15 protein-coding genes and 1 tRNA gene are annotated in these 23314 nt (G+C 60.6%); 6 read left to right on the top strand and 10 right to left on the bottom strand.

All coding sequences use genetic code 11. The features are described from left to right. The 3 genes from pheT to I2G40_RS09520 all read right to left on the bottom strand — a co-directional run bounded on the left by pheT (position 1) and on the right by I2G40_RS09520 (position 4438). Positions 1 to 2454 carry a phenylalanine--tRNA ligase subunit beta gene (gene pheT, locus I2G40_RS00310; RefSeq protein ID WP_195543801.1) on the bottom strand — a complete coding sequence of 818 codons (2454 nt, stop codon included), beginning with the start codon at positions 2452 to 2454 and terminating at the stop codon, positions 1 to 3. 184 nt (positions 2455 to 2638) lie between these two features. Beyond that, complete coding sequence (gene pheS / locus I2G40_RS00305) at positions 2639 to 3715, bottom strand: phenylalanine--tRNA ligase subunit alpha (protein WP_195543800.1); 1077 nt, start codon at positions 3713 to 3715, stop codon at positions 2639 to 2641. 372 nt (positions 3716 to 4087) lie between these two features. Beyond that, positions 4088 to 4438, bottom strand: coding sequence for a hypothetical protein (locus I2G40_RS09520; RefSeq protein WP_229090554.1), 351 nt, complete (start codon positions 4436 to 4438; stop codon positions 4088 to 4090). 110 nt (positions 4439 to 4548) lie between these two features. Between I2G40_RS09520 and I2G40_RS00300 the strand changes: the two genes are divergently transcribed. Continuing rightward, complete coding sequence (locus I2G40_RS00300) at positions 4549 to 5796, top strand: carboxypeptidase M32 (RefSeq protein WP_324252541.1); 1248 nt, start codon at positions 4549 to 4551, stop codon at positions 5794 to 5796. A gap of 262 nt (positions 5797 to 6058) precedes the next feature. Here I2G40_RS00300 and glmM read toward each other — a convergent pair whose 3' ends face one another. The 3 genes from glmM to I2G40_RS00285 form a co-directional block, all read right to left on the bottom strand. Continuing rightward, on the bottom strand, positions 6059 to 7390 hold the full coding sequence (glmM, locus tag I2G40_RS00295) for a phosphoglucosamine mutase (protein ID WP_195543799.1): 1332 nt from the start codon (positions 7388 to 7390) through the stop codon (positions 6059 to 6061). Positions 7391 to 7473: 83 nt separating this feature from the next. Next, the gene (locus tag I2G40_RS00290) at positions 7474 to 9813 is read right to left on the bottom strand and encodes a DUF4012 domain-containing protein (protein WP_195543798.1); all 2340 of its coding nucleotides are present in this window, start codon (positions 9811 to 9813) and stop codon (positions 7474 to 7476) included. 139 nt (positions 9814 to 9952) lie between these two features. After that, positions 9953 to 10975 carry a DMT family transporter gene (locus I2G40_RS00285; protein ID WP_195543797.1) on the bottom strand — a complete coding sequence of 341 codons (1023 nt, stop codon included), beginning with the start codon at positions 10973 to 10975 and terminating at the stop codon, positions 9953 to 9955. A gap of 289 nt (positions 10976 to 11264) precedes the next feature. Between I2G40_RS00285 and I2G40_RS00280 the strand changes: the two genes are divergently transcribed. Both I2G40_RS00280 and I2G40_RS00275 read left to right on the top strand, forming a co-directional pair. Then, positions 11265 to 11339 (top strand) — tRNA-Val (locus I2G40_RS00280). Between the two features lie 317 nt (positions 11340 to 11656). After that, positions 11657 to 12343 carry a DUF5710 domain-containing protein gene (locus I2G40_RS00275; protein WP_195543796.1) on the top strand — a complete coding sequence of 229 codons (687 nt, stop codon included), beginning with the start codon at positions 11657 to 11659 and terminating at the stop codon, positions 12341 to 12343. A gap of 445 nt (positions 12344 to 12788) precedes the next feature. Here the strand turns inward: I2G40_RS00275 and I2G40_RS00270 are convergent, their stop codons facing one another. Continuing rightward, entirely contained in the window at positions 12789 to 13871 is a 1083-nt protein-coding gene (locus tag I2G40_RS00270; RefSeq protein WP_195543795.1) for an HNH endonuclease, read from the bottom strand. A gap of 215 nt (positions 13872 to 14086) precedes the next feature. Between I2G40_RS00270 and I2G40_RS00265 the strand changes: the two genes are divergently transcribed. After that, positions 14087 to 14578, top strand: coding sequence for a hypothetical protein (locus I2G40_RS00265; RefSeq protein WP_195543794.1), 492 nt, complete (start codon positions 14087 to 14089; stop codon positions 14576 to 14578). A gap of 100 nt (positions 14579 to 14678) precedes the next feature. Here the strand turns inward: I2G40_RS00265 and I2G40_RS00260 are convergent, their stop codons facing one another. Then, positions 14679 to 16145 (bottom strand): ATP-binding protein, encoded by a 1467-nt coding sequence (locus tag I2G40_RS00260; RefSeq protein WP_195543793.1) that lies wholly within the window; start codon positions 16143 to 16145, stop codon positions 14679 to 14681. 621 nt (positions 16146 to 16766) lie between these two features. Here I2G40_RS00260 and I2G40_RS00255 point away from each other — a divergent pair. Together I2G40_RS00255 and I2G40_RS00250 are read left to right on the top strand one after the other, a co-directional pair. Next, entirely contained in the window at positions 16767 to 19811 is a 3045-nt protein-coding gene (locus tag I2G40_RS00255) for an insulinase family protein (RefSeq protein WP_195543792.1), read from the top strand. Positions 19812 to 20177: 366 nt separating this feature from the next. Beyond that, positions 20178 to 20774 carry a 5-formyltetrahydrofolate cyclo-ligase gene (locus tag I2G40_RS00250; RefSeq protein ID WP_195543791.1) on the top strand — a complete coding sequence of 199 codons (597 nt, stop codon included), beginning with the start codon at positions 20178 to 20180 and terminating at the stop codon, positions 20772 to 20774. A gap of 167 nt (positions 20775 to 20941) precedes the next feature. Here I2G40_RS00250 and I2G40_RS00245 read toward each other — a convergent pair whose 3' ends face one another. Beyond that, positions 20942 to 21904 (bottom strand): hypothetical protein, encoded by a 963-nt coding sequence (locus tag I2G40_RS00245; protein ID WP_195543790.1) that lies wholly within the window; start codon positions 21902 to 21904, stop codon positions 20942 to 20944. Positions 21905 to 22365: 461 nt separating this feature from the next. Next, positions 22366 to 23292, bottom strand: coding sequence for a homoserine O-acetyltransferase MetA (metA, locus tag I2G40_RS00240; protein WP_117583845.1), 927 nt, complete (start codon positions 23290 to 23292; stop codon positions 22366 to 22368). Positions 23293 to 23314 lie beyond the last annotated feature (22 nt).

The following is a 23314-nucleotide window of genomic DNA, read 5'->3' as shown; positions in this document are numbered from 1 at the left end:
CTAGCCGCGGACCTCGCCGTTTACGCCCTTGCACACCTTGGTGACGATCTTCTGGTGCGCTTTTTCGACCTCTTCGCTGGTGAGCGTGTGGTCGTCGGAGCGATACGTAAGCGCAAAGGCCATGGACTTCTTGCCCGCACCGATACGGACGGGATCGCGGTAGACGTCGAACAGGCGCACGCCCTCGAGCAGCTTGCCTCCGGCGCTGGTAATACGGCGCTCAAGATCCTCGCAGGTCACAGTGTTGTCGACCACGATAGCAAGGTCGTGCTCAACGGCCGGGTACTGCGAGAACTCGCGGTAGTTCTCCTGGTTGCGGGCGCCCTTGATCAGCTTGTCCAAGTCGAGCTCAAAGGCAACGACGACCTCGTCGATGCCCATGGCCTCGCGCGCCTTGGGGTGGATCTCGCCAACCCAGCCCAGCACGGTGCCGCCGGACAGAACCTCAGCCGCACGACCCGGCTGCAGGAAGGCATAGCCCTCGCCCTCGACGGGACGGAAGCGAACCTTCTCGATGCGCAGCTGAGCAAGCAGCTCCTCGACAATGCCCTTGCCAAAGAAGAAGCGCAGCTTACGGTACTTCATGTTCCAGGACCGCTCGCTCCACTGGCCCGAGAGCACGCCCGCCACGGACTTGGTCTCCTTGGGCAGGCTGGCGTTCTCGCGACCGTGGAACAAGCTGCCGACCTCGTACAGATGCACGTTGGGCGTGCCGTGGGCCTCGTTGTAGGCCACAGACTGCAACAGGCCTGGCAACAGCGAGCGGCGCATCTCGGTCTGCTCGGCTACCAGCGGGTTCATGAGCACCACGGGGCAACCGCGACCCTCGGTGGACATACCGATCTTCTCCAGGTCGCCCGGGGCGGCAAAGCCAAAAGTCGTGGTCTCGTTGAGGCCGCAGGCGCGCAGGATCTCGCCGACCTTACGAGTGAGCTTCTGCTCGCGGGTCAGACCGCCGATGTGGTTCTTGGCAGCCGGAATGGTCGCCGTCACGCGGCCCATGCCCCATAAGCGCAAGACCTCCTCGATCAGGTCGATCTCACGCGGCAGGTCGGGACGGAAGCTCGGCGGCGTGACCATAAAGTCCTCGCCGTCGCGCTCGACGGTGCAGCCCAGGCGGGTGAGCGAGCGCTCGATAAAGTCGGACTCGATGTCGGCACCGCAGATGGCGTGCACGCGGGCCAGGCGCAGCTTGATGCTGTCGATGGTCTTGGGCGCGGGGAACACGTCCACATAGCCGGGAGCGACCTCGCCGCCGGCGATCTCCTCAATCAGCGCACAGGTAACGTTGGCAACATCCACGCAGCCGGTCTCGTCAACCTGGCGCTCAAAGCGAATGGAGGCGTCGGAGATCAGCGAAAGGTCGCGGCTGGTGTGCGAGGTGCGGCCGGCGTTGAAGCAGGCGCTCTCGACCATCACGTCAACGGTATCGTCCTCGATCTCGGAATCCATGCCACCCATAACGCCGGCCAACGCCACGGGGCGCTCGCCGTCGGTGATGAGGCCCATGCCGGCGTCGAGCACGCGCTCCTCGCCGTCGAGCGTCGTGAACTTCTCGTCCTGCTGGGCGGCACGAACCACCACACGACGGTGGCCATCGCGCTCGGCAAAGGTGTCCAGGTCAAAGGCGTGCAGCGGCTGACCGGTGAGCATCATCACGTAGTTGGTGATGTCGACGATGTTGTTGTGCGGGCGCACGCCTAGGGCGTTGAGGCGCTTGACCATCCAGTCTGGCGACGGGCCGACCTTGACGTTGCGCACGATGCGGGCAACGTAGCGGTCGCACAGGCCCTCGTCGGCGATCTCGACGGAAAGCTCGTCGTCGGTCGCGCGGCCGGTCTCGACCTTGATGGCGGGCAGCTCAACGTGGAAATCGCGGTCGAAGATGGCGCCGGTCTCGCGGGCCATGCCGATCATGGACAGGCAGTCGGGACGGTTGGGCGTGATCTCACAGTCGAGCACGGTGTCGCTCGAGCCCACGTACTCGGCAAACGGCATGCCGCAGGGCGTATCCTCGGGCAGGATCATAATGCCGGAGTGGTCGCCACCCAGGCCGAGCTCGCGCGCGGAGCAGTTCATGCCCATGGACACGACGCCGCGAAGCTTGCTCTTCTTGATCTTGACGTCGCCGGGAAGCACGGCGCCAATCATGGCCGTGACGATGTGGTCGCCGGCCTCGAAGTTCTGCGCGCCGCAGACGATCTGCAGCGGAGCGGGATTGCCGTCGGCGTCGAGATTCTTGTCGCCCACGTCGACCGAGCACACATACATGTGGTCGCTATCGGGGTGCGGGATCTTGGTGAGCACCTTGGCGGTCACCACGTGGTCGAAGGACTCGCCCACGGTGTCGATCGCCTCGACCTCGGTGCCGGTACGGATATATTCGTCCGAAAGGGTCTTGGGATCCTCCGGAATATCGATCATGGTCTTGAGCCAGTCGTAAGAAACACGCATCTAGCTCTCCTTTCATACTGAAAGCCTGCGAAGAGATGCAGGTGGAAACTTCAACTTTGTGAACATTCCTTACAAAGCGAGGGTTGTCCAAGTGCGGCAGATCGGCCCGAAAGAGGAGCGCCGCGTACTTTGGTACGCAAGCGACGAATGAGCGCCGAGGTGTCGTGCTTGGGCAAGCCGCAGCCTAGAACTGATTCAAGAAGCGCATATCGCCAGTCATGAGAGTTCTAAGGTCAGGCAAGTCGTAGCGCAGTGCCGCGACGCGCTCGGCGCCAATACCAAAGGCGAAGCCGGTGTACTTCTCGGGGTCGATGCCGCAGTTGATCAGAACGTTGGGGTCGACCATGCCGCAGCCCAGGATCTCAATCCAGCCGCTGTGCTTGCAGAAGTTGCAGCCCTTGCCGCCGCAGACGTGGCAGCTCACGTCCACCTCGCAGCTGGGCTCGGTGAAGGGGAAGAAGTGCGGGCGGTAGCGCGTCTTGCGGTCCTCGCCAAACATGCACTTAACAAAGTAGTCAAGCGTGCCCTTAAGATCGCCAAAGGTGATACCCTCGTCGACGACCAGGCCCTCAATCTGGTTGAACTGCGGCAGGTGACAGGCGTCGGCCGTGTCGGGACGGTAGACAGTGCCCGGGCAGATCATGTAGATGGGCGGCTTCTGCGACTCCATGGTGTGGATCTGCACGCCCGAGGTCTGGGTGCGCAGCAGCACGTCGGACTCGCCGTGAGCGTGAGCCTCGGGATGCGCGACGCTGCCGGGGTTGTTGTCGACCACGTAGAAGGTATCGCGGGCCGAGCGGCTCGGGTGATCCATGGGGGCGTTGAGCGCGGTGAAGTTGTAGTAGGAGGTGTCGACCATGGGGCCGGACTCGACGGTGTAGCCGATGCCGCAGAAGATGTCCTCGGCCTCCTCGATGATCTGCTTGATCAGGTGCTGGTGACCGATCTGCGGACGGATGCCCGGCAGCGTGATGTCGACGGCGTCGTGCTCCAGTGCGCGCTTGAGGGCGGCGGCCTTCATCTCGGTAGTGCGCTCGTCGAACATGCCCTCGATCAGCTGGCGCATCTCGTTGGCGCGCTTGCCCATCACGGGACGATCCTCGGGGGCGAGCTTGCCCATCATGCGCATCAGGCCGGTGATGCGGCCCTTGCGGCCGAGCAGCTCAACGCGCGCAGCCTCGAGCTTGGCGGCGTCGTCGGCGCCTGCAACGAGCTCCTTGGCCTCTTCCTCGAGTTTGACCAGATCATCAATCAGACTCATGTCTTCCCTTTCGTCTCTCGCGCATTCGCTTGCCGGGGCGACCGATGCCGCTTGGCGCTGCGAAAACGCGGCCCGGTTCGGTAACAAAAAACCGCCCTCGGGCATGTGCATTGCCCAAGGACGGTTGAATTCCGCGGTACCACCTTGTTTGACCCGGCGGATGTCTGGCCCGCCGTGCCCACTCTGCGCCCCTTATCGCGAGGCTCACGGCTTCCCTACTGGGGCTTCGCTGCCGCTGGCCGCGCGCCCGTTGAGGTTGCTGCTCGGGAGTGAACGCTTGGCCCTTGCCACCGTAGGAAGGCTTGCAGCCCATGACCTTCCCTCTCTTGCCGGCGACGCGGCGGGCAAAACCCTCTCCGTCAACGCATTGGGCTATAGGATAACACATTCTGCGAGTATATCGCCGCGTTCCGTTTTGTTCGCACTGGGTACAAGACAGGTAGCTGTGCAAACTGGCCGCACGCCCACCCGTGGCGTCCGGTCTGCGAGATCAAGGATATAGGTATGGGAAAGAAACTCGATAAGAAGGCCAAGGCCGCCGTGGCCAAGGCCTCTAAGAGCGCCAAGACGGGCAAGGCCGTCAAGAAGCTCCGCAAGCTCGAAGGCAAACTGTGGACCCGCGAGTACCTGCTCAAGATTGCCGAGTTCGATGGCGCGACGATTGCCCCCGCCAACGGCGCCGCGGCCCGCGCCGATGCTATGGGCACCCTTGCCGGCGAACATCACAAGCTCCTGACCAGCAAAAAGTCCGTTGAGCTCGTGCGCTCTCTCTCGCGCGTGAGACGGTTGCAGGCGGCAAGATCGACGACCCGCAGCTGCTCGACGAGATTCGCGTGCTCGGCCGCGACCAGCGCGAGGCAAGCGCCATTCCCACCGAAGAAGCCGAGGCCTGGACCAGGCTCACCTGCGAGGCCGACGCCGTGTGGCACAAGGCCAAGACGGCCAATGACTGGGCGAGCTTTGAGCCCTATGTGGATAGAATCGTCGCCCAGCTTAAGCATCAGGCCGAGCTCATGGACCCCAAGCGCGACCCATACGACGTTTGGCTCGACCAGTACGAGCGCGGCCTTTCTGCCAAGAGCTTCGACGCGTTTTGCGAGGAGGTTAAGGCCACGGTCGTGCCGCTCGTGCACGCCATCGGCGAGCGCGGCCAGCAGCCCGCTGCCGACTTTTTGCATGCCCGCGTGCCCGAGGCCGCCCAGCGCGCCATGAGCTTTGACCTTATGAAGCTCGTCGGCCTAGACCTGGACGACACCACGCTTGCCTTTACCGAGCATCCGTTTAGCGAGGGCTTTGCCGTGGGTGACGCGCGCATCGCCACGCACATCTACGAGGACGACTGCATCTCCAACGTCTACAGCATCATCCACGAGGCCGGTCACACCATGTACGAGCTGGGCGTGAACCCCGCCTATGCGCGCACGTGCCTGGAGGGTGGCACCTCCATGGGCATCCACGAGAGCCAGAGCCGCTTCTTTGAGAACACCGTGGGTCGCAGCCGCGCCTTTATGGGACCGCTGCTCGAGGTGCTGCGCCGTCACGCGCCCGAGGTCTACGGTAACGTGGACGAAGATGCGCTCTACCACGCCGTGAACATCGCTCAGCCATCGCTGATCCGTACCGAGGCCGACGAGCTCACCTACCCGCTGCATATTATGGTGCGCTACGAGATTGAGCGCATGCTGTTTGCCGGTGAGGCTACAGCCAAGGATATCCCCGCGCTTTGGAATCGCTTTATGGACGAGTACCTGGGCATTCCGGTTCCCGACGACACGCGTGGCTGCCTGCAGGATACGCACTGGAGCGGCGGCTCGTTTGGCTACTTCCCCACCTATGCGCTGGGCAGCGCCTACGACGCCATGTTCGTGCCGGCCATGTGCCGCGACGGTGTCGACCTTACCAGCGCCTGCGCGAGCGGCGACCTGACACCCGTCCGCGCCTGGCTGGGCGAGCACATTTGGCAGTGGGGCCGCGCCAAGGACGCGCCGGAGCTCATCAAGGGCGCCTGCGGCATGGCATTCGACGCCCGCTACTACTGCAGCTACCTGCAGGACAAGTTCACCACGCTCTACGAGCTGTAAAGCCTAGGCAACACGCCAACGCAAGAGGGGCGCCGCAGGATCTATCCGCGGCGCCCCTTTTTCCACCTAGTCGTTGGGGACGTTCTTTAATGACCAGTCGTTTGGGACACTCTTTGCCAGCCAGAAGCACGGATGACGAAGAGTGTCCCCGATGACTAGTCGTTTAAGAACGTCCCCAATGACTACTCTTTGAACGCCAACTAGGTTGACGCCGACGTCTTGGCAACGTCGAGCAGTTACGCGGTTTGGTAAAACCGCGTAACTACAGAGCTTCCAGTGCGGCGGCGATGCGCTTCATGGCGGCGTCGGCGGCCGATTGGTCCGGAGCCTCAGCCAGCACACGAATCACCGACTCGGTTCCGCTCTTGCGCACGAGCACGCGGCCCTCATCCGCCAGCGACGCCTCGGCCTCGGCGATGGCGTTCTGCACGCCCATGTTCTCGAGCGCGGCGTCCTTGTCCGCCACGCGCACGGCAATCTGCGCCTGCGGCAGCAGCTTGCACGGAGCCGTAAGCTGCGAGAGCGTCTCGCGCTCGGCACGAATCACTTCCATCACGCGCAGCGAGGTCATAATGCCGTCGCCCGTGCGCTCGATATCGCCAAAGATCGTATGGCCCGTCTGCTCGCCGCCCAGGCTGTAGCCGCCCTCGCGCATCTTGGCATACACGTGACGGTCGCCCACGCCGCTGGTCACGGCGCTCAGGCCGGCAAGCTCCAGTGACTTGATCAGGCCAAAGTTGCTGGCAATCGTCGGCACCACGGTACCGCCCGAGAGACGCCCGTGCTTGTTCAGATACACGCCGCACACGTACAGAATCTGGTCGCCGTCGACCACGCGGCCGCGTTCATCCACCGCCAGGCAGCGGTCAGCATCGCCGTCATAGGCAAAGCCCACGTCCAGGCCCTGCTCCACCACGTGGCGCTGCAGGCGCTCCATATGCGTGGAGCCGCAGTCGACGTTAATGTTAAAGCCATCGGGCGCGGCATTGATTACACGCACATCGGCGCCCAGCGCATCGAACACCGGCTTGGCAACCGAGGAAGCCGAGCCGTTGGCACAGTCGAGACCGATCTTGACGCCCTGCAGCGAAAAGTTCGCGCTTGCAATGAGCGAGGCAATATAGCGGTTGCGACCCTGCATGTAGTCCACTGTGGCACCAATGTGGTTACCCGTGGCCAGCGGCACCTCGCTCTTGCCATCGATATAGTCCTCGATGAGTTCCAGCACGTCCTCATCCATCTTAAAGCCGTCGCTGTTGACGAGCTTAATGCCGTTATCGCAAAACGGATTGTGGCTCGCACTGATCATGATGCCGCAATCGAAGCAGCCCTCGACGGTCTGATGTGCCACGCCCGGCGTGGGAATCACGTGCAGCATATAGGCGTCTGCGCCGCTCGCGACCAGACCGCTCACCAGCGCCGCCTCGAACATATAGCTCGAGCGGCGCGTGTCCTTGCCCACGATTACGCGCGCCTTGGCCCCGCGGTTGGCACCGTAATACCAACCCACAAAGCGGCCGATCTTATAAGCGTGCTCTACCGTCAGCCCAACGTTGGCCTCGCCGCGAAAGCCATCGGTGCCAAAGTACTTCATGTACTCTCCTTACAAAACAGGGGCGAACAGATTGCCTGTCCGCCCCAAAATGGTACTCGATTATCTGGGCTACCAGAAAAACCCTACGCCGAAGCGCTGTCGCGAGCTGCCTGGCACGTAGGAGTCTGACGCAGCGCAAGCGGCTTGTCCCCCGCCTCAGCCGACGTGGTCAACGTATACGTGATCGTTGTCGTCTCGCCCGCATGCAGGTCAACGGTTCCCGAATAGAAGGGAATTCCATGCCAAGTTGCGGCACCTAGCCCAAACTGGGTCCCCTCAACCGTAAGGTCACTGATGCTGCCACCCGTCGGGGCAAACAGCGAGACATTCAGACGTTCGTCGTCACGTGCGGCATCGCGTGCGCTCGCCGCAACGTAGTCGGGCAGCTTGCCAGCCTCCTCCTGCGTCATGATGTTCTTCAGGGTAACGGTGATGCGATAGGAGTACGTGCCATCGCCGTTCTTCACGCCCTGGCCAATCTGCGTGTCGGCGTTCAGGTACCAGTCGAGCTTGGAGAAGCTCAGGTTGTTAAAGTAAACGCCGGCAACGGGATCGGCACTCGGGTCATCCGGATCGGGCAGCGAAGCGTCAATGCCCATCTCCTTGATGGCATTCTGCTCATCATCGTTTCTCATCCAAGCAATCAGACGGCCCTCTTCGGCACCGCGCTCGAATGCACCGACAAGCTTCGTAACGTCGACGTCACCGATGCCACCGAGAATCTTGTCGAAGGCGGCGCTGGCAACAGATGCAAAGATGCCGTCCGATTCCTCGACCGGATAGTTCCAATACACATCGTGCATGAGAACCTTCGCCGCGTTGGTACCGTCGACGACCGTGCCATCGGGCAGCGAGACATTACCGACAAGGCCCAGCAGGTACTGCAAGAACACCGGATCGATGCCGACGACGCCATCGACGTCCTGCCCATACTGGGACTTCCACAGTGCGGCAACACGCTGCGAGTTGCGGGGCCAATCGGGCGAATACGTGTTACCAGAGTTGTATAGGTTACTGTGGTCACCAAACAGCGCCTCGTCCTCTTCGTCGACGCTCTCGACCGCCTCGTCCTCACTGAGTCCAATGCGGGGAACAAAGTCGCCGATTGACATCTGGCCATCGGTGACTGAAATCAAACCTTGCGAACCACCAAAACCGCCGCAAGCACGGATCTCGACGTTGTTCATGGCGTACACAAGATAGTTGCGCGTCTGGCCGTTGGCGCCGAGCATCTGGGGCAGAACGGGGGCGACCTTCTCCGCCGCGTCGACTGCACCGTCCAGGACGGCAAAGCCGTCCTTTGCCTTATCGACCAGCTCGGTCACCTGGGCGATATGCGTATCGCCAATACTCTGCACCTTTTTGTTGGCGCTCTTGAACACCTTTGAGCCATCGGAGAGCGAATCGGCGACCGCCTGCAGCGCGGACACGTTGATTGTCCCGTTCTGGAACAGCTTGCCGGGCGTTGCCTGAGCGAGATTATCGGCCATGGGGACCAGCGCGCCGCTCGAAACATCGGACAGAGCGTCGACCATGGTGCGGGCGGCGTTAATGTCGCTGCCGTACACTGGGATGAATGAAGCCATCGTCCACACCGGGCTCGAGGTCTCCTTCTTCATGCTGCTGCAGAGCTCGTCGATCTTTTTCGCATCGTCGGGCAGGGTCGAAAAATCGCCCGACGTGACCTTGTCCTTAAGGCCACCGACAATCTCGACAGTTTCCTTTGCCTGACTCTTCACGGTTTTTGCCGAGTTAAGCAGCATGAAGCCGCTCACGCCAAACGCGACAAGAACCACCACAACGATGGCAGCGACAACGGCTGTAACGCGGCGCTTCTTGCGCTCGCCTTTGCGATGGCGATGACGAACCAGGCCGTTCGAGGTCGAGCTCGTCGAGGAATCGCCGCCGTAGTTCAAGCCAAAATCGTAATAATCTTCTTTAGAGCCCGAACCCTTAAACTCGGCACCGTCGTCATCAAGACGGGCAAACGTGCCGGTTTCGGAAGCGCCTGTATAGATGGTGCCTAGGTTACCCGTAAGCCCTGCGTCTCCAGCAGAAGAAGCACTATTGGCGGGATTGGCAGAGTTGATGGGGCTGGCGTTGTGGGCGCGATTTGCGTTGTTAGCGGGGCCAGTGGGACCGGCAACATTCGCACCGCCCGTTGGCGCCGGACGGACCCCGGCCGACGAAGCCGCAGAGCCCGCCCCGCCCGGAAATGCCTGCCTGCCTACGCGACCAGCCTGTTTTGCCTTTTGAGACTGTTCGTACAGAGCGGCAAACATCGCCGTTTCGCCCGGAGACGTACGGTTGCCAGCACCGTTTTGGCTGGATCCACTCGGTACGCCAGCGTTTCCAGCCCCATTTGAACGCGGCGGAACTGCAGAGCGCTCGCCGTCGCCGTTCTTAAAGTGGTTACCAGCCATAGAGGAGTCCTCGCAATACTAAAAGTCAATAACGCTATTAGTTTATGGCATATTTGGCATCGTCAGTTAAACTCCAGATGCAGGCACCAATTCGCGGAATTGTGGTGCAACACCGTGTCCGTCTTGGAAGCGGCGTGAGCTATACCGTCAGGAACATCATCACGATGATCATGGCAAAGCCAATTAAGTCGGTCGGCAAAAACACCGTGCCCAGCATAACGGCGCTGGTGATGGTTGCCGAGACCGGCTCCACAGTTCCGATGAGACTCGCGCGTACGGAGCCAATATCCTTGACGCCCTCCATATAGAGCATATACGCCAGGAAAGAGCCCACGATCACAAACACCGCGAGCGCTTCGACGCCGGCAGCATCGAGGGCCGGCATATGAGCCCACGGCTGCACAAAGACACTCGAAACGACACCCGCCGTGAGCATAGCCGAGCCCGTAACAATAGGGCTGCCGTATTCGGGCAGAATCTTGGCGGGAATCACCGCCATGCAGGTGGCGCTGACCGCACACATAAGGCCTGCGACCAGGCCAGGCGGCGATATGCTCAGACTGGTCGGGTCGCCGCCGGTAGCGATTAAAAAGGTGCCGCCCAGGGCCAACCCAATGCCAACGGCCTCACGCACGCGAGGCATGCGATGGTCGACCACGCAGGTGTAGCCCATAATGATGACCAGTTGCAGGCACTGGAGCACCGTCGCAGTTCCGGCATTGGTCAGGCGCACGGCCGAAAGATAACAAAACTGGTTAAAGAGCAGGCCAAAGGCGGTAAAGAACAGCAGCTGTTTGCGATCAGCGGGCGTCGTCCAAAGCTTGACCAGGCGTGCGCGGTCGCGCGTAACAACCACAGTCATAAAGAGCAGGCCGGCGAGAATCTGCCGTATGCTCATAAGCCACAGCGTATCGACATGGTAGGTATCGAACAAAAAACTCGCGCTGGTACCCGAGAAACCCCAAAACGAACCGCCCACCAGCGTGGCTAAAACACCCGTGATCATCTTGCGCGTCTGGGCGTCGTTGAGACGGTCGCGCCAGGCGCGACGGGTGCTGCGGCTGAGCTCGTCGGTGCCCTCGGGCACATCAATGTTCGATATATCGGTCATCGGCACCGAAGCCCCTGCGCCTTCGACCTGCTCGACACACTCTTTGCTCATTCCACTCCCCCGAAACAGTCTGGAAGCAATTCGGCTTACCTTACCACGGCAAAGGCACCAGCTGGAGGCTTGTCCGTTTATCGGTAGGACAATTCCGCAGACGTCTTTCCATAGCTCGATACCACAATGGGCTTGCATTATGCGACAGCCAAATCGCGGCAGCAGGCTCTTTTGAAATGGATATGACAAAGCCCCCGAATTCCACAATGTAAGCGATTTTTAAAAATGTTCTTGCCACCGAGTTCAGGCTCCGTTATATTATCCCTTGCGCGCTTGCGCACCCTTGATCGGGCGTTTAGCTCAGGGGGAGAGCGCTTCCCTGACACGGAAGAGGTCAGAAGTTCAAATCTTCTAACGCCCACCAAATGTTCACAGCCCAGAGGCTATGTCCTCTGGGCTGTTTTGTTTTATGTCGCCAAATCCGCTGGCAGCTCCAACCGTCATCGCAACGTAACATCAATTCACCTGACGAATGGCTGCCAAACAAATTCAATACCCCAACAGCAACAATAGCCAGGCACAAAACTGCGCCGCAAGCTGTTCCAACCGCTCAATAGCCACCGAGGCCGAGACCAACGCGTCTCGAACCCATCCGAGCCGCAGCTTCTCGGCAAAACGCCACAACGTCCACACCCTGCGGTATCCTTGAGCCACTTGCACCTGCAGCACCAAGGAGCCGCCATGCGCACCGAGCTCGATGTCCCCTTTTCGCACAAAGAAGAAGCCAAGGCGCTGGGCGCCAAATGGGACCGGACCAAGAAGATCTGGTATGTACCCAGCGGCGTCAACCCCGAGCCCTTTGCCGAATGGCTGCCCGGTGTTGACCGATCCGACCCCTCAGCGCCGTATATATATCTAGTACTGGGCAAGCGCGAATGCTGGAAGTGTCACAAAGAGACCTCGGTCGCGGCCTTCGGCATTCCCTATCGAACCGATAACGACGAGAGCATCGCCATCGCGCACGCACCCAACGAAGCCGGGCACATTGCCATCGACACGGCCAACGCCAACGCGCTCGCCATCGTGCCCGCTCTTGGCTGTGTGCCGGGCGAGATCCGCGACTACCTTCATAAGCGCTGCGGCTACAAGCCCGTAGGCGCGCGAACCTCCAAAGCCCCGTCGCTCGGCAACACGTGCACCAGTTGCGACGCGCTGCAAGGCAGCCGCTATCTGTTCGAGGAGCCCTCGTCCCCGTTTGCCCTCACTGCCATCAACAAGCTGCCGGCACTGGAGTTTGTGCGCGTCGAAGTTGCCGGCGTCTTTGGCGTCCCGGCCACGCGCACTGACTTTGACCAGGCGCTCTTTACCTGGGCACGCGACCATCACGCCGAGTTCCACAAGCAGCTCGGTGAGGGGATTTATTTGTAGAGACGAAGAGGCCTTCACAGCCAGCTCCTCCGCATCACCTATCCCTCGTCGCCGGCGTCATACACGATATCGAGGCCACAAACAGGGCATTTCTCCGGATACACCGGCATATGAACGCCTGTCCGTTTTCTCACTTCGTCGCTGAGCCTGTCGCGCGCATCGATGAACCGAATGTCGAGACACGGTATTTGCGAGCCGCAGCAAGGACAGGCGACGACAAACGACCCGCAATCAACCTCTACGCTCGGAAACATATTGTTGTCTATAAGGGCACACGGCAGTTTTCCGTACTTCCCCATTGCAATATCGCCTCGCCAGCTCATACACGCTCCCCTCTCGCTATACAAATCAGAAAGAGCATGCACCGGCGGGCGTGCGCGAGATTGCATCGCCACGCGATCCGATCAAACAACACGATCGTCAAAGAATGCCAAAACCAAATACGCTAATACGGCAGAAGCCCCGCCTTTTCACGCTTCTTTTCCGAGCGATCGAACTCAATGCGATGGGCCTCAAGAAACACCGTATTGGGTCGCCACTGACGCTCATTCGGCTGCCTTAGCGTCGCACCCGCAAAGGAAGCGTAGTCGGTCTTATCCAGCAGGTACGATCCGCACAGCCGATATTCGCCGCAAACAGGCTCAAACGAAATCAGGTGAGCATCAAATAGGGAATGAAGGTCGCGCCGAAGCAGAATGCCGTTGCTGGCAACCTGCGATTTGGGTCCCGAGTAATTCTCGATATGCGCAGCCTCCAGAGCTTCGCTGACGCCACAGTCCGACACCGCGCAACGGCCGTCATAGGCGGCAACGAGCTGCTTGCGGAACCATTGTTGCCCCAATCGCTCGCGCCTTAACGCATAGCGGACCTTTTCGTCGTCGGTCGCACCCTGTCCGGCAAACTCAATATCGACGGGCATGCGCTTCAGATAACTCATGTCGGGCGCAAAACGAGGGTCCGGCCCGCCTTTATGAACAGGACCGTGCAGAACAAACCATCCGTTTTCGGGCTCGAACCGCTCAACAAACGCAAGGCCGAGCACCTTATAGCCCACCTCGGTTGCAAATATGACTCCGACTGGAACGCCGCATTCCATGCAGTTGAGCATTTTACGGTTGTAATTCTGGTCTCGAAAACCAACGGTACCCGGCGCTTGAACCGAGTACTTAATGACCCACGTACCATCGTCCAAATAGAGCGGAGGCACATCGGTGTAGAAGCTCTTTTTAGAGTTATGGACCGAGAGCGCAAAGATCTTATTGGGATCTTGCTTCACCCGATCCTGGCCCGGCCAGAAGATCCCTGAATCCCGCGTTACGGGAAAGAAGTCCGAGCCAATTCTCAAACGATACTGATACTGAGGGCTATCTTCCTTGGTGTGGTGCGGAAGGCTGGTCCAAACGCCGCCGCGCTGCTCCTCACCCAGAAACCACTCCCATGCCTCAACGTATTCAGAAGGCACGAGACTGCAGGCACGGTCATAGCTTGGTCCATCCATCAACGGAACAGCAAGGTCAATGTCGTTCATCGCCAGCACCTACAACCATACGAACGCGAGTCATGCCCCTCAATAATATGACCGAGAGTCAATTATTACGAGATCTCATTCCGCGATCGGCACATCGTTGATGCTCTCGGTTTGCCGCTGGCGCGCTCGTACCCCGCTACCCCACTCCCCTGTATACTGATGTAGCACGTGTTTCATCCGGGCTTGTTGGACCGGATTGTTCATGGGAGGGTCTTATGGCTGCTTCGAATCCGCCTAAGGGGAGCGTTTCTTCTTCGTCCATCAAGCCGGTTACGCGCAAGGCCGTGCGCTGCCAGCGCGAGGTCGCTTGGCTTGTCACGCAGGCGGCGGGCAGGCTTGTGGCGACCACTCAGGACGTCAATGCGCCTACACCGAGCTTTGTGTTAGCAGCGGCGCTGGATTTTGTGCGCCAATTGGAGCTTGCCGAACAGGATGCCAACGGCCACCTCGACTACCAGAATGTTATGGCGCCCGACCTGCAAACGTTCTGCCACATGGCCAAGTTGCCCGCCGCGCCCAATGCACTTTCGGACGCAGGCTACATGTTTACGCTTTCGGGCGCGGACCTTATCCGCGACATCTATGCATACTGCAGCGAACTCGCCGAGCGCCACGTCTTTGACGCGGCTGAAGTCAAACCGGGATATGTCATCAAGCTGGTTCTTAGGCTGTTCTTGATGGACGGGTTTGGGGCCATGCCGGCGTAAGCCGAGTCTTTAGCATCACTGTCGACTGGGCAACAACCGCTTTGCCTTAGTGGGCGCCAATCGAGGGTCGATTATTGGGTCGCCTCGTCCACTAACGCATTTATTCCACGCGCTCTGACAGTCGATACTTGCGGTTGCGGCTCGTCGCCGGCGCCGTGGGCTCAAGCTCGCCTTGAGCAATGAGCGCGTTGACGCGCGACCTAACCTGGGAAATCGTAAGCCCCGTACGTTCTGCCAGCTCACGCGTCCCCAGCTCGCCGTAGTGTTTGAGTGCCGTCACAATTAAGCCCCCGCCATGATCGACCGGCTCGATCTTTGAACGGTAAAGTACGACCTTGAACCGATCGAACCCCGGGCAGAACAGGGGCTCGGCCAGACCATGCGCGCGCATGGCATCGATCATCATCGGGATGCCCGAGCCATTGCCCTCAGCCGGCGAACCTGCGCCATCCGGCAGCGGGACAATCGACATGAGTTTCACGAGCGTCGCGTTACGGCATCGGGAGCTGCCGTCAAACAAGTTCTCGCGAGTCTTTCCCCCGTAAAGGCCGCCAGGATTCGTCACCTCGACACGATCGTCAAAGACGTCGACGGCAATCGATTGTCCACAGAACCGATCCCCGTATTCTCGATGGATTACGGCGTTGGCGATTGCCTCGCGCAGAACCTCCTCGGGAATCTCCAGCGAGTCGACACGCGAGACGCCTTGGACGGTCGAGGTTCGCCGCAAATTCTTGGCGACGGCCGCGACAGCATCCGAGATCATCTCGCCCAACGTTCCCTCACAGATTGTGCGGTCCATGAACCTCAGCGACCCCGCCGTGCCTTTCCGGGTCCCCGCATAGACAGCCATGTCGATAAAGAGCTTGGGATAAAACTGCTGAGGGTAGGTGCCCGCAACTAGGAGTCCAGCCTTGGTGACATTGCCCTGGGAATCAAGGAAATTTAGGCGCTCCAGCTTCGTTTGTTTGTCCGGCGCGCCGCGCATTGCCCGGGGCGTCAACGAGAAAGCCCGATCTATCGTACGGTCGACCAGCATCTCGTCGAGATCGTCCGCGCCCGCGCCCGCCACCGCGTCGCGATCACTCGGAGTCGCTCGACCGTATGACGCCAATGCGAGCACCTCGGTCGACGAAAGCGGGACATCTTTGTCATCGATGCGTTTGTAGCTGCCACCTTGAGCGCCCCGCTCTATGACATAGCAAGGCTTGCTCGACGGGTCGAGCTCCTCAATCGTGATGACCAGAACCACGGTGCCCTGGAGCTCCACGCGCTCAATGGTGTATTTGGGCGGATTGGCCAGCTTTCCGCGACCGCCGGCATCACCCATGCCCGCCACGAATTGGTTGAGCACTTTCTCGGTCTCAAAGTTTGCAACTGGGACAAAACCCGCGCGCTCGCTCACTCCGAGTACGATGATGCCGCCGGCGGTGTTTGCGAAAGCGCTGACCGTTTCCCATACGTCGCGGGAAAGCGTCGTGGCGCTCTCCTTGACCTCGACGTTAAGATCGTCCGAGCCCATGCGCCTTAAAGACTCGAGCAGACCGGTCAGTTCGTTTTCGTTCATCTGCACGTCCTTTCGCTCGGTTCTGCGAAGAATGCCGCGAATGGATTTCCTTCGTCTCTCAGTTATCTCTCGTAATTATCTCTCATCTATCTCTCTATCTCTCGGCTTAGAGATAAGAGATAGATAGAGATGGAATGTCTACCATTTGCTTCATTTATACATATTTTTGCTGGTAGAACAATCGGTATTGAGACAATACCATGATTGCCTGTCTCTTTGCTGCTCAGTTATCTCTCATATTTTTCTCTCATCTTCCTGTCATCTCTCATATTAGAGACGAATGAGAGACGAGAGATACGCGAGTGATGGACGAGCGAGGATTTTCGGACGGTCGGATATCGAGAGTGGATATTTGGACGGTTTTTGGGGCTTTTGCGGCAAATTCCGTCCAAATATCCACTCTCGTTCGATAGGTATCCGGAAATCCTCGCTCGTCCGTCCGAATATCCACTCTCGTTTGGCGAGTGTCCAATTTTCCACGCTCGTGCGGCGGGCACGCGGGACCTATGCCCAATCCGGCTGCATCGTCTCCAGTTCGCCGCAGGGTCGCGGCCCCATATGGGTATACTCTCGAGGATTCGACTCGATTCGCCCCCGCTGGGGCGTCAAAGGAGACTGCATATGCCCACCACCTCAACCGACCCGCGCGCCGCAGCCGCTACACTGCTGGTGCCCGGCACTACCTGCCACGGCTTTGCCGTCGAGCGCCGCGAGACCGTGCCCGAGCTCGACTCGGACGCTTACGTGCTGCGACACACTGCCTCGGGCGCTCGCCTGCTGTACCTGGCATGCGACGACGAAAACAAGGCCTTTGCCATTGGCTTTAAGACGCCGCCGGCCGATTCCACCGGCGTGTTCCATATTCTTGAGCACTCGGTGCTGTGCGGATCGGCTAAGTTCCCCGTCAAGGAGCCGTTTGTCGATCTGATCAAGAGCTCCATGCAGACGTTTCTCAACGCCATGACCTACCCCGACAAGACCATCTACCCCGTTGCCACCACCAACGAGCAGGATCTGTACAACCTGATGGACGTGTACCTGGACGCGGTGTTCAACCCGGCCATCTATACCAAGCCCACCATTTTTGAGCAGGAGGGCTGGCACTACGAGCTGGACCTGCCGGAGAGCGTCGAGGGCGAGGGCGAGGGCGGCTCCGCGAGCCTGCGCGAGGGCACGCTGCGCTATAACGGCGTGGTGTTCAACGAGATGAAAGGTGCGCTGTCCGACCCCATGAGTGTGCTGGACGATGCCGTCAACGCCGCGCTCTATCCCGACACCGCCTATGCACACGAGAGCGGTGGCGACCCGCGCGCGATTCCCGCGCTCACCTACGAGCAGTTCCTGGACACGCACGCGCGCCACTACAATCCTTCCAACTCTTATATAACGCTCTACGGCGACCTGGATGTGGACCGCGCGCTGGCGTTTTTGGACGAGCGCTATCTGTCGCAGCCGAGCGCTGCGAGCCGCCGCATGGACGCCGCCGTTGCCGCCGGCGAGGACCCGTCCGCGCTGGCACCCAATCCACTGGGCGTGCAGGTACCCGTGACCTGCGAGTACAAGCGCATCGAGATGGCCACCACGCCCGAGAACGCCCTGGTGGGCCTGGGCCTGGTGCTGGGCAGTGCGCTCGATCGCAAGCGCACGATCGCGGCGGACATCCTGTTTGAGGCACTGCTGGGCTCCAACGAAGCGCCGGTTAAGAAGGCCATTCTGGCCGCCGGCCTGGGCGGCAACGTGGTGAGCTACACCGCGGCCGAGAGCCTGCAGCCCTACGAGCTCATCATGCTGCAAAACGCGCAGCCCGGCGTGGCGCGCGAGCTGCGTCGCGTGTTCCAAGACGCCTGCCGCGACCTGTGTGAGCACGGCGTTCCGCGCGAGCGCCTGGAGGCCATCATCAGCAGCAACGAATACGACCTGCGCCAGCGCGACTATGGCATCGCCGACGGCGTGGCCATTGCGTGCGACGCACTGAGCACGTGGCTCTACGATGACGACGCCGCGACGCTGGCGCTCAAGTACGGCCCGGTGTACGAGAAGCTGCGCGGCGAGCTGAACGGCACTTACTTTGAGGACCTGTTGCGCGAGCTCGTGCTGGAAAACGATCACATGGCGCTGGTCGAGCTGGTGCCGGTGGACGCTGCCGAGGGTGCGGAGAGTGCCGAAGCTGCCGAGCTAGCTGCCAAGCGCGACGCCATGACCGATGCCGAGCTGGCGGACGTGACCGAGCGCACGGCCGCGCTGCGTGCCGCGCAGGAGGCCGAGGACACGCCCGAGGCCAAGGCCACGCTACCGCGCCTGCGCGTGTCCGACATTGGCGAGGCACGCCCCGAGCCGCCGCTCGTTGTGGACACAACCGCGCCCATCCCCTGCCTGCGCCATGGCATCCCCACTAACCGCCTGGCCTACGCCATGCAGTACTTCGACCTGAGCTGCGTCGCATTTGAGGACCTGCCCTACGTGACGTTGCTCTGCCGCCTGCTCAAGCAGCTGCCCACGCGCGAGCACTCGGCCGAGGAACTCGACAACTTGCTCGCCGGCAAGCTCGGCTTTTTGAGCTTTACGACCGAGGTCATGACGCAGCCCGACGTGGACGACGTGCGCCCCTACCTGCTGGTGAGCGCCGGCGCCCTGTCCGAAAAGATCGACGCACTGGTAAGCCTGCCGCGCGAGGTGTGGTCGAGCACGCTTTTGCTCGATGCCGACGCCGACCGCGTTCGCGACGTGCTCACGCAGATTCGCATTGGGCTTGAGCAGGGCTTTATCAACAACGGCCACTCGGCGGCGCTGGGTCGCGCGATGAGCTACAGCTCGCCTTCGGCCGTGGTGCGCGAGCAGCTTTCGGGCGTAGATTTCTACCTGTTCCTGCGCAATCTGCTCGAGCACTTTGACGAGCGCGTGGACGGGCTGCGTACCAAGCTTGCCGAGCTGGCGGAGCGCATCTTTGTGGCCGATGGCTGCATGGCGAGCTTTACCGGCAGCAACGAGGACTTTGACGCATACTGGGATGCCGCGGGCGACCTGGGGCTGGGTGCGGGCGATGGTGCCGATGCCGGCCGCGACGCTCTCGTGGTGCCGACGCCGCGCGACCGCCACGAGGCTTTCGTCATCCCCAGCGATATCTGCTTTGCGGCAAGCGCGTCCGACCCGCGTCGCCTGGGCATCGACGTGACGGGCGCCTGGGCGGTTGCCGCCAACGCGCTCTCCTACGACTACCTGTGGAACGAGATTCGCGTGAAGGGCGGTGCGTACGGCTGCGGATTCCGCGCAGCCGGCGAGCGCCAGACGGCGTTCTACACCTACCGCGACCCAGCAATCGACCCCTCGATTGAGCGTGTGGCGCGCGCAGGCGAATGGCTCGGCAGCTTTGAGCCCGACGAGGCTGCCTTTGAGGGCTTTATCGTAAGCTGCGTGAGCGGCATGGACGCGCCGGTGAAGCCGTACGCGCTCACCAAGCGCCGCAACACGACCTACCTGGCCGGGCTCGATCCGCACGCACGCGAGGAGCGCCGCGCCCAGATGCTCGCCGCCACGCCCGGTGAGCTTCGCTCGCTCGGTGCCGACGTGACGCGCATTGCGGCCGAATCGCCAACCTGTGTTTTTGGCGGCCGAGACGTCATCGCCAAGAGCAACGCCGGCTTTAACGTAGTCGACCTGCTGGGCTAACGCACAAAGGTAGATTTTTGGAACATGCCCGGAAATCTACCTTTTTCTGCGGCTTGGGCGAGGCGGCGCAGCCCACCGCGGCGGTTTGTCTCGATCCGTAACATCTAGACGGCAATATCGGCTCCAGATGTTACAGATCGAGACGTTCCCGAACGGCACCAGCTCTTTGTCTCAATCTGTAACATCTAAGTCCAATTTTGCCGAGTTACTGTTACAGATCGAGACAAACCGCCGCAGACACCCATCACAACACAGACCACCACGAAGGTGCATGTATCCCCTTCGTGGTTGTTTTGCTGTTTGCCCAGATAAAACCTGCCAAAATAAACCTGTCCCTTTTTGGCAGGTTTGCTAGAGGAGGTTGGGATGGACAAGGCTAAATTGCGGCGAGCGGTGATTGCCCGGCGCGATGCGATTGATTTGGATGTGCGGGCGGCGAAGTCTGCCGTTATCTGTGCGCGGCTTGTTGAGCGACTGGGTCGCTCGGATCCCGCGGCACCGCACACCGTTGCCGTCTATGCCGCGATGGGTTCCGAAGTCAATCCTGCCGCGTTTGCCGCGGCGGCCGCCAAACGCGACTGGCGCGTGGCCTATCCGTGCATGCTCTCGGCAGCCGAAGCCACAGCTTGTGGCCAGCGCATGTGCATGCGGGCAGTTGCTGTCGACGATGCGTCCGCGGCTCCGTTTATCGCCCACCCCACGCGGGCCTTCACGACCATGGACATCGACAGCGATCGCTTCCCTATCGTGCCTGCCGATGTTCTCGACATGATTATCGTGCCGCTCGTGGCCTTCGACCAAACCGGCGCGCGCCTGGGCTACGGCGGCGGTTGCTACGACCGCTACCTACCCACGCTTTCGCCCGCATGTCAAATCATCGGCATCGCCTTTGACGAGCAGCGCGTCGGCCACGTTCCCACCGACGCCCACGACCTGCCGCTGCCCCACATCGTCAGCGCCTGATCGCCGCTGTTTCGCACCCGCAAGATGAGCGTGGATAATCTCCCACTTTGGGCCCCCTTACGAGCCAAAAGTGGGAGATTATCCACGCTCATTCAACAAGCGTCCAGATTTCCACGCTCGTCCGTCTGATTTTCCACGCTCGTGCAGCCAAACGCCTTGCAACTGCCTCAGCACGCACGCGGCACGCCGGCGACCTTGAGCTTGCGATCGAGCTTTGTCGGATCCCTTAGATCATCCCAGCACAAGCGCACGATCTTGCAGTTATCAAGCAGCGAAAGCCTCGACTCGCGCTGACGCTCATCGAACTGCGCCTTTGCGAGCTTGCCCTCCTCCGCCGCTTTCTCGCTTTTAACGAATCCGTCGAACTCACCGATAATCAGCTGGTCGCCCACGCGCCACAAGTAGTCGACGCGATACGGCCGTCCCGGCTCAACCGGGTCGAACAGCTCAACTTGCAGCTCCGGCATCTGCCAGCCGCGCTCAATCATCAGGGCACGTGCCTTGGACTCGCCACCGCTTTCCGACAGGCCATCGGCACACCGCGCAACCCTGCGCGCCATCACAACACCGCGACGATTCAGGCCAAGCTTATCGACCGTCTCAACGAGATGCTCCTTCGACAAAAGTTGCTCATGGAGTGCCGAATCCGCGATGATCAGTCCCTCGACAAACGATGCATCGACCAAGCAATCCGTAATCGTTTGATCGATATCGGTTACGGCGATATCCATCTGGGTGGCCCGTGTTTGACGAGCATAGCGATGACGAATGACCTGAGAGCCCGGCGTCGTCGATTGGGCCGGCATCGCGGCGATATGGATGTGCGTCAAATTGGCATGCGAAACCGAAAGGCCATAGATAACAGCCGCCGTATAGGAGCAAAATGTCCAGTCGGGGTGCTTTTGCGCAAGCGCCCGCACCCGATGCAGATAACGCTGCCGAAACTTGAGCTCGGACCAGTATTCCGGACGCGCATACAGCCCCGGCATGACCGCCTCTAGACTTCCCGCCTCCGCCCGCCGCTCAATCTGCTTTGCCTCCGCCGCCGTGCGCGCGTACACGCAACTCATCTGCTGTTCGCATGCTTTAATGTGACTTGTAAGTCTTTGATTCGCCGTCATGTTTCCCATGTCGCCTCCCAACTCATGGAACGGCGCAAACGTACCAGACGGTTTCATGCGAAGTCTAACCAAATGCTGTCCAGGCACTGACCAAATGCTTGACGGTTTTGGACGTTTTAGGCTGATGGCTTATATCTGCAGGCAGAAGCCTTACCGAGAGGTCCCTGTCTCCACATTTAGATGCCTGTGTCCATCGGATTATCAGAAAGAAAAACCCGTCGAGATACGAGACTACGCCGAATGCGACTTGGCCTCTTCACGCACCGTCTCTTAGCCGAGCCATCGGCATCTACATATAAAAAATGAGCGTGGATAATCTCCCGTTTTGAGTCTAGTTTCAAGCCAAAAGTGGGAGATTATCCACGCTCGATTTGTAAACGCCCGAAAATCCACGCTCGTGTGTCCGATAATCCACGCTCGTCATGCCACGAGCACAGCCGCAGCCACGGCTACAGCAGTACCATCACAGCCTAGTGCTCCTCGCCGGCGCGGGCCAGGTCGTAGGGCGTGGTCTGGTAGACGTAGTAGTTGAGCCAGTTGGTGTAGAACAGCTGAGCCTGGCTGCGCCAGACGTTACGCGGCTCGGCGGTGGGGTCGTCATTCGGGAAGTAATGCGCCGGCACCTGGGGGTTGAGTCCGCGCTTCACGTCGCGCTCGTACTCCAAGCGCAACGTGTCGGTATCGTACTCGGGATGGCCAAAGACAAAGAAGCGGCGGCTGTCGGTCGACTTGACGATGTACAAGCCCACCTCGTCGGACACGGCCACGACCTCAAGCTGCGGCTCGGCCTCCACGTCCTCGCGGCGCACATCGGTGTTGCGCGAATGCACGGCATAGAAACGGTCGTCGAAGCCGCGGACCAGCGGGCTTTGCGGCTTCACCAGATAATGCTCGAACACACCGCTCGCCTTTGCCGGCAGGTCGTACTTCTGGATACCGTAATGATGGTACAGACCGGCCTGTGCACCCCAGCAAATGTGCAGCGTAGAGTGCACGTGCGTGGTGGACCAATCCATGATCTGGCAGAGCTCGGGCCAGTAGTCGACCTCCTCGAACGGCATCTGCTCCACCGGGGCGCCCGTGATGATCAGGCCGTCGTAGTGGATGTCGCGGATGTCGTCGAACGTGCGGTAGAACGTCTCCAAGTGGCCGGCGCTCACGTGCGTGGCCTCGTGCGTCTTGGTGCGCAGCAGGTCCACCTCCACCTGCAGCGGCGTGTTGGAGAGCTTGCGCATGATCTGCGTCTCGGTGGCAATCTTGGTGGGCATGAGGTTGAGGATGAGCACGCGCAGCGGGCGGATGTCTTGGTGCAGCGCGCGGTACTCGGTCATGACAAAGATGTTCTCGCTCTCGAGCTGCGCGGCGGCAGGGAGGGCGTCGGGGATGCGAATGGGCATGGATGCTCCTTACGAGTCAGTT

The sequence above is a fragment of the Collinsella aerofaciens genome (assembly GCF_015558785.1).
GTDB lineage: Bacteria > Actinomycetota > Coriobacteriia > Coriobacteriales > Coriobacteriaceae > Collinsella > Collinsella aerofaciens_P.
This window is presented reverse-complemented; position numbering and strand designations above follow the sequence as displayed.

Coding starts and splice junctions, on each gene's coding strand:
- pheT (WP_195543801.1), bottom strand. CDS start 2,454: ATGCGTGTTTCTTACGACTGGCTCAAGACCATGATCGATATTCCGGAG.
- pheS (WP_195543800.1), bottom strand. CDS start 3,715: ATGAGTCTGATTGATGATCTGGTCAAACTCGAGGAAGAGGCCAAGGAG.
- I2G40_RS09520 (WP_229090554.1), bottom strand. CDS start 4,438: ATGTTCGCCGGCAAGGGTGCCCATAGCATCGGCGCGGGCCGCGGCGCC.
- glmM (WP_195543799.1), bottom strand. CDS start 7,390: ATGAAGTACTTTGGCACCGATGGCTTTCGCGGCGAGGCCAACGTTGGG.
- I2G40_RS00290 (WP_195543798.1), bottom strand. CDS start 9,813: ATGGCTGGTAACCACTTTAAGAACGGCGACGGCGAGCGCTCTGCAGTT.
- I2G40_RS00285 (WP_195543797.1), bottom strand. CDS start 10,975: ATGAGCAAAGAGTGTGTCGAGCAGGTCGAAGGCGCAGGGGCTTCGGTG.
- I2G40_RS00275 (WP_195543796.1), top strand. CDS start 11,657: ATGCGCACCGAGCTCGATGTCCCCTTTTCGCACAAAGAAGAAGCCAAG.
- I2G40_RS00270 (WP_195543795.1), bottom strand. CDS start 13,871: ATGAACGACATTGACCTTGCTGTTCCGTTGATGGATGGACCAAGCTAT.
- I2G40_RS00265 (WP_195543794.1), top strand. CDS start 14,087: ATGGCTGCTTCGAATCCGCCTAAGGGGAGCGTTTCTTCTTCGTCCATC.
- I2G40_RS00260 (WP_195543793.1), bottom strand. CDS start 16,145: ATGAACGAAAACGAACTGACCGGTCTGCTCGAGTCTTTAAGGCGCATG.
- I2G40_RS00255 (WP_195543792.1), top strand. CDS start 16,767: ATGCCCACCACCTCAACCGACCCGCGCGCCGCAGCCGCTACACTGCTG.
- I2G40_RS00250 (WP_195543791.1), top strand. CDS start 20,178: ATGGACAAGGCTAAATTGCGGCGAGCGGTGATTGCCCGGCGCGATGCG.
- I2G40_RS00245 (WP_195543790.1), bottom strand. CDS start 21,904: ATGGGAAACATGACGGCGAATCAAAGACTTACAAGTCACATTAAAGCA.
- metA (WP_117583845.1), bottom strand. CDS start 23,292: ATGCCCATTCGCATCCCCGACGCCCTCCCTGCCGCCGCGCAGCTCGAG.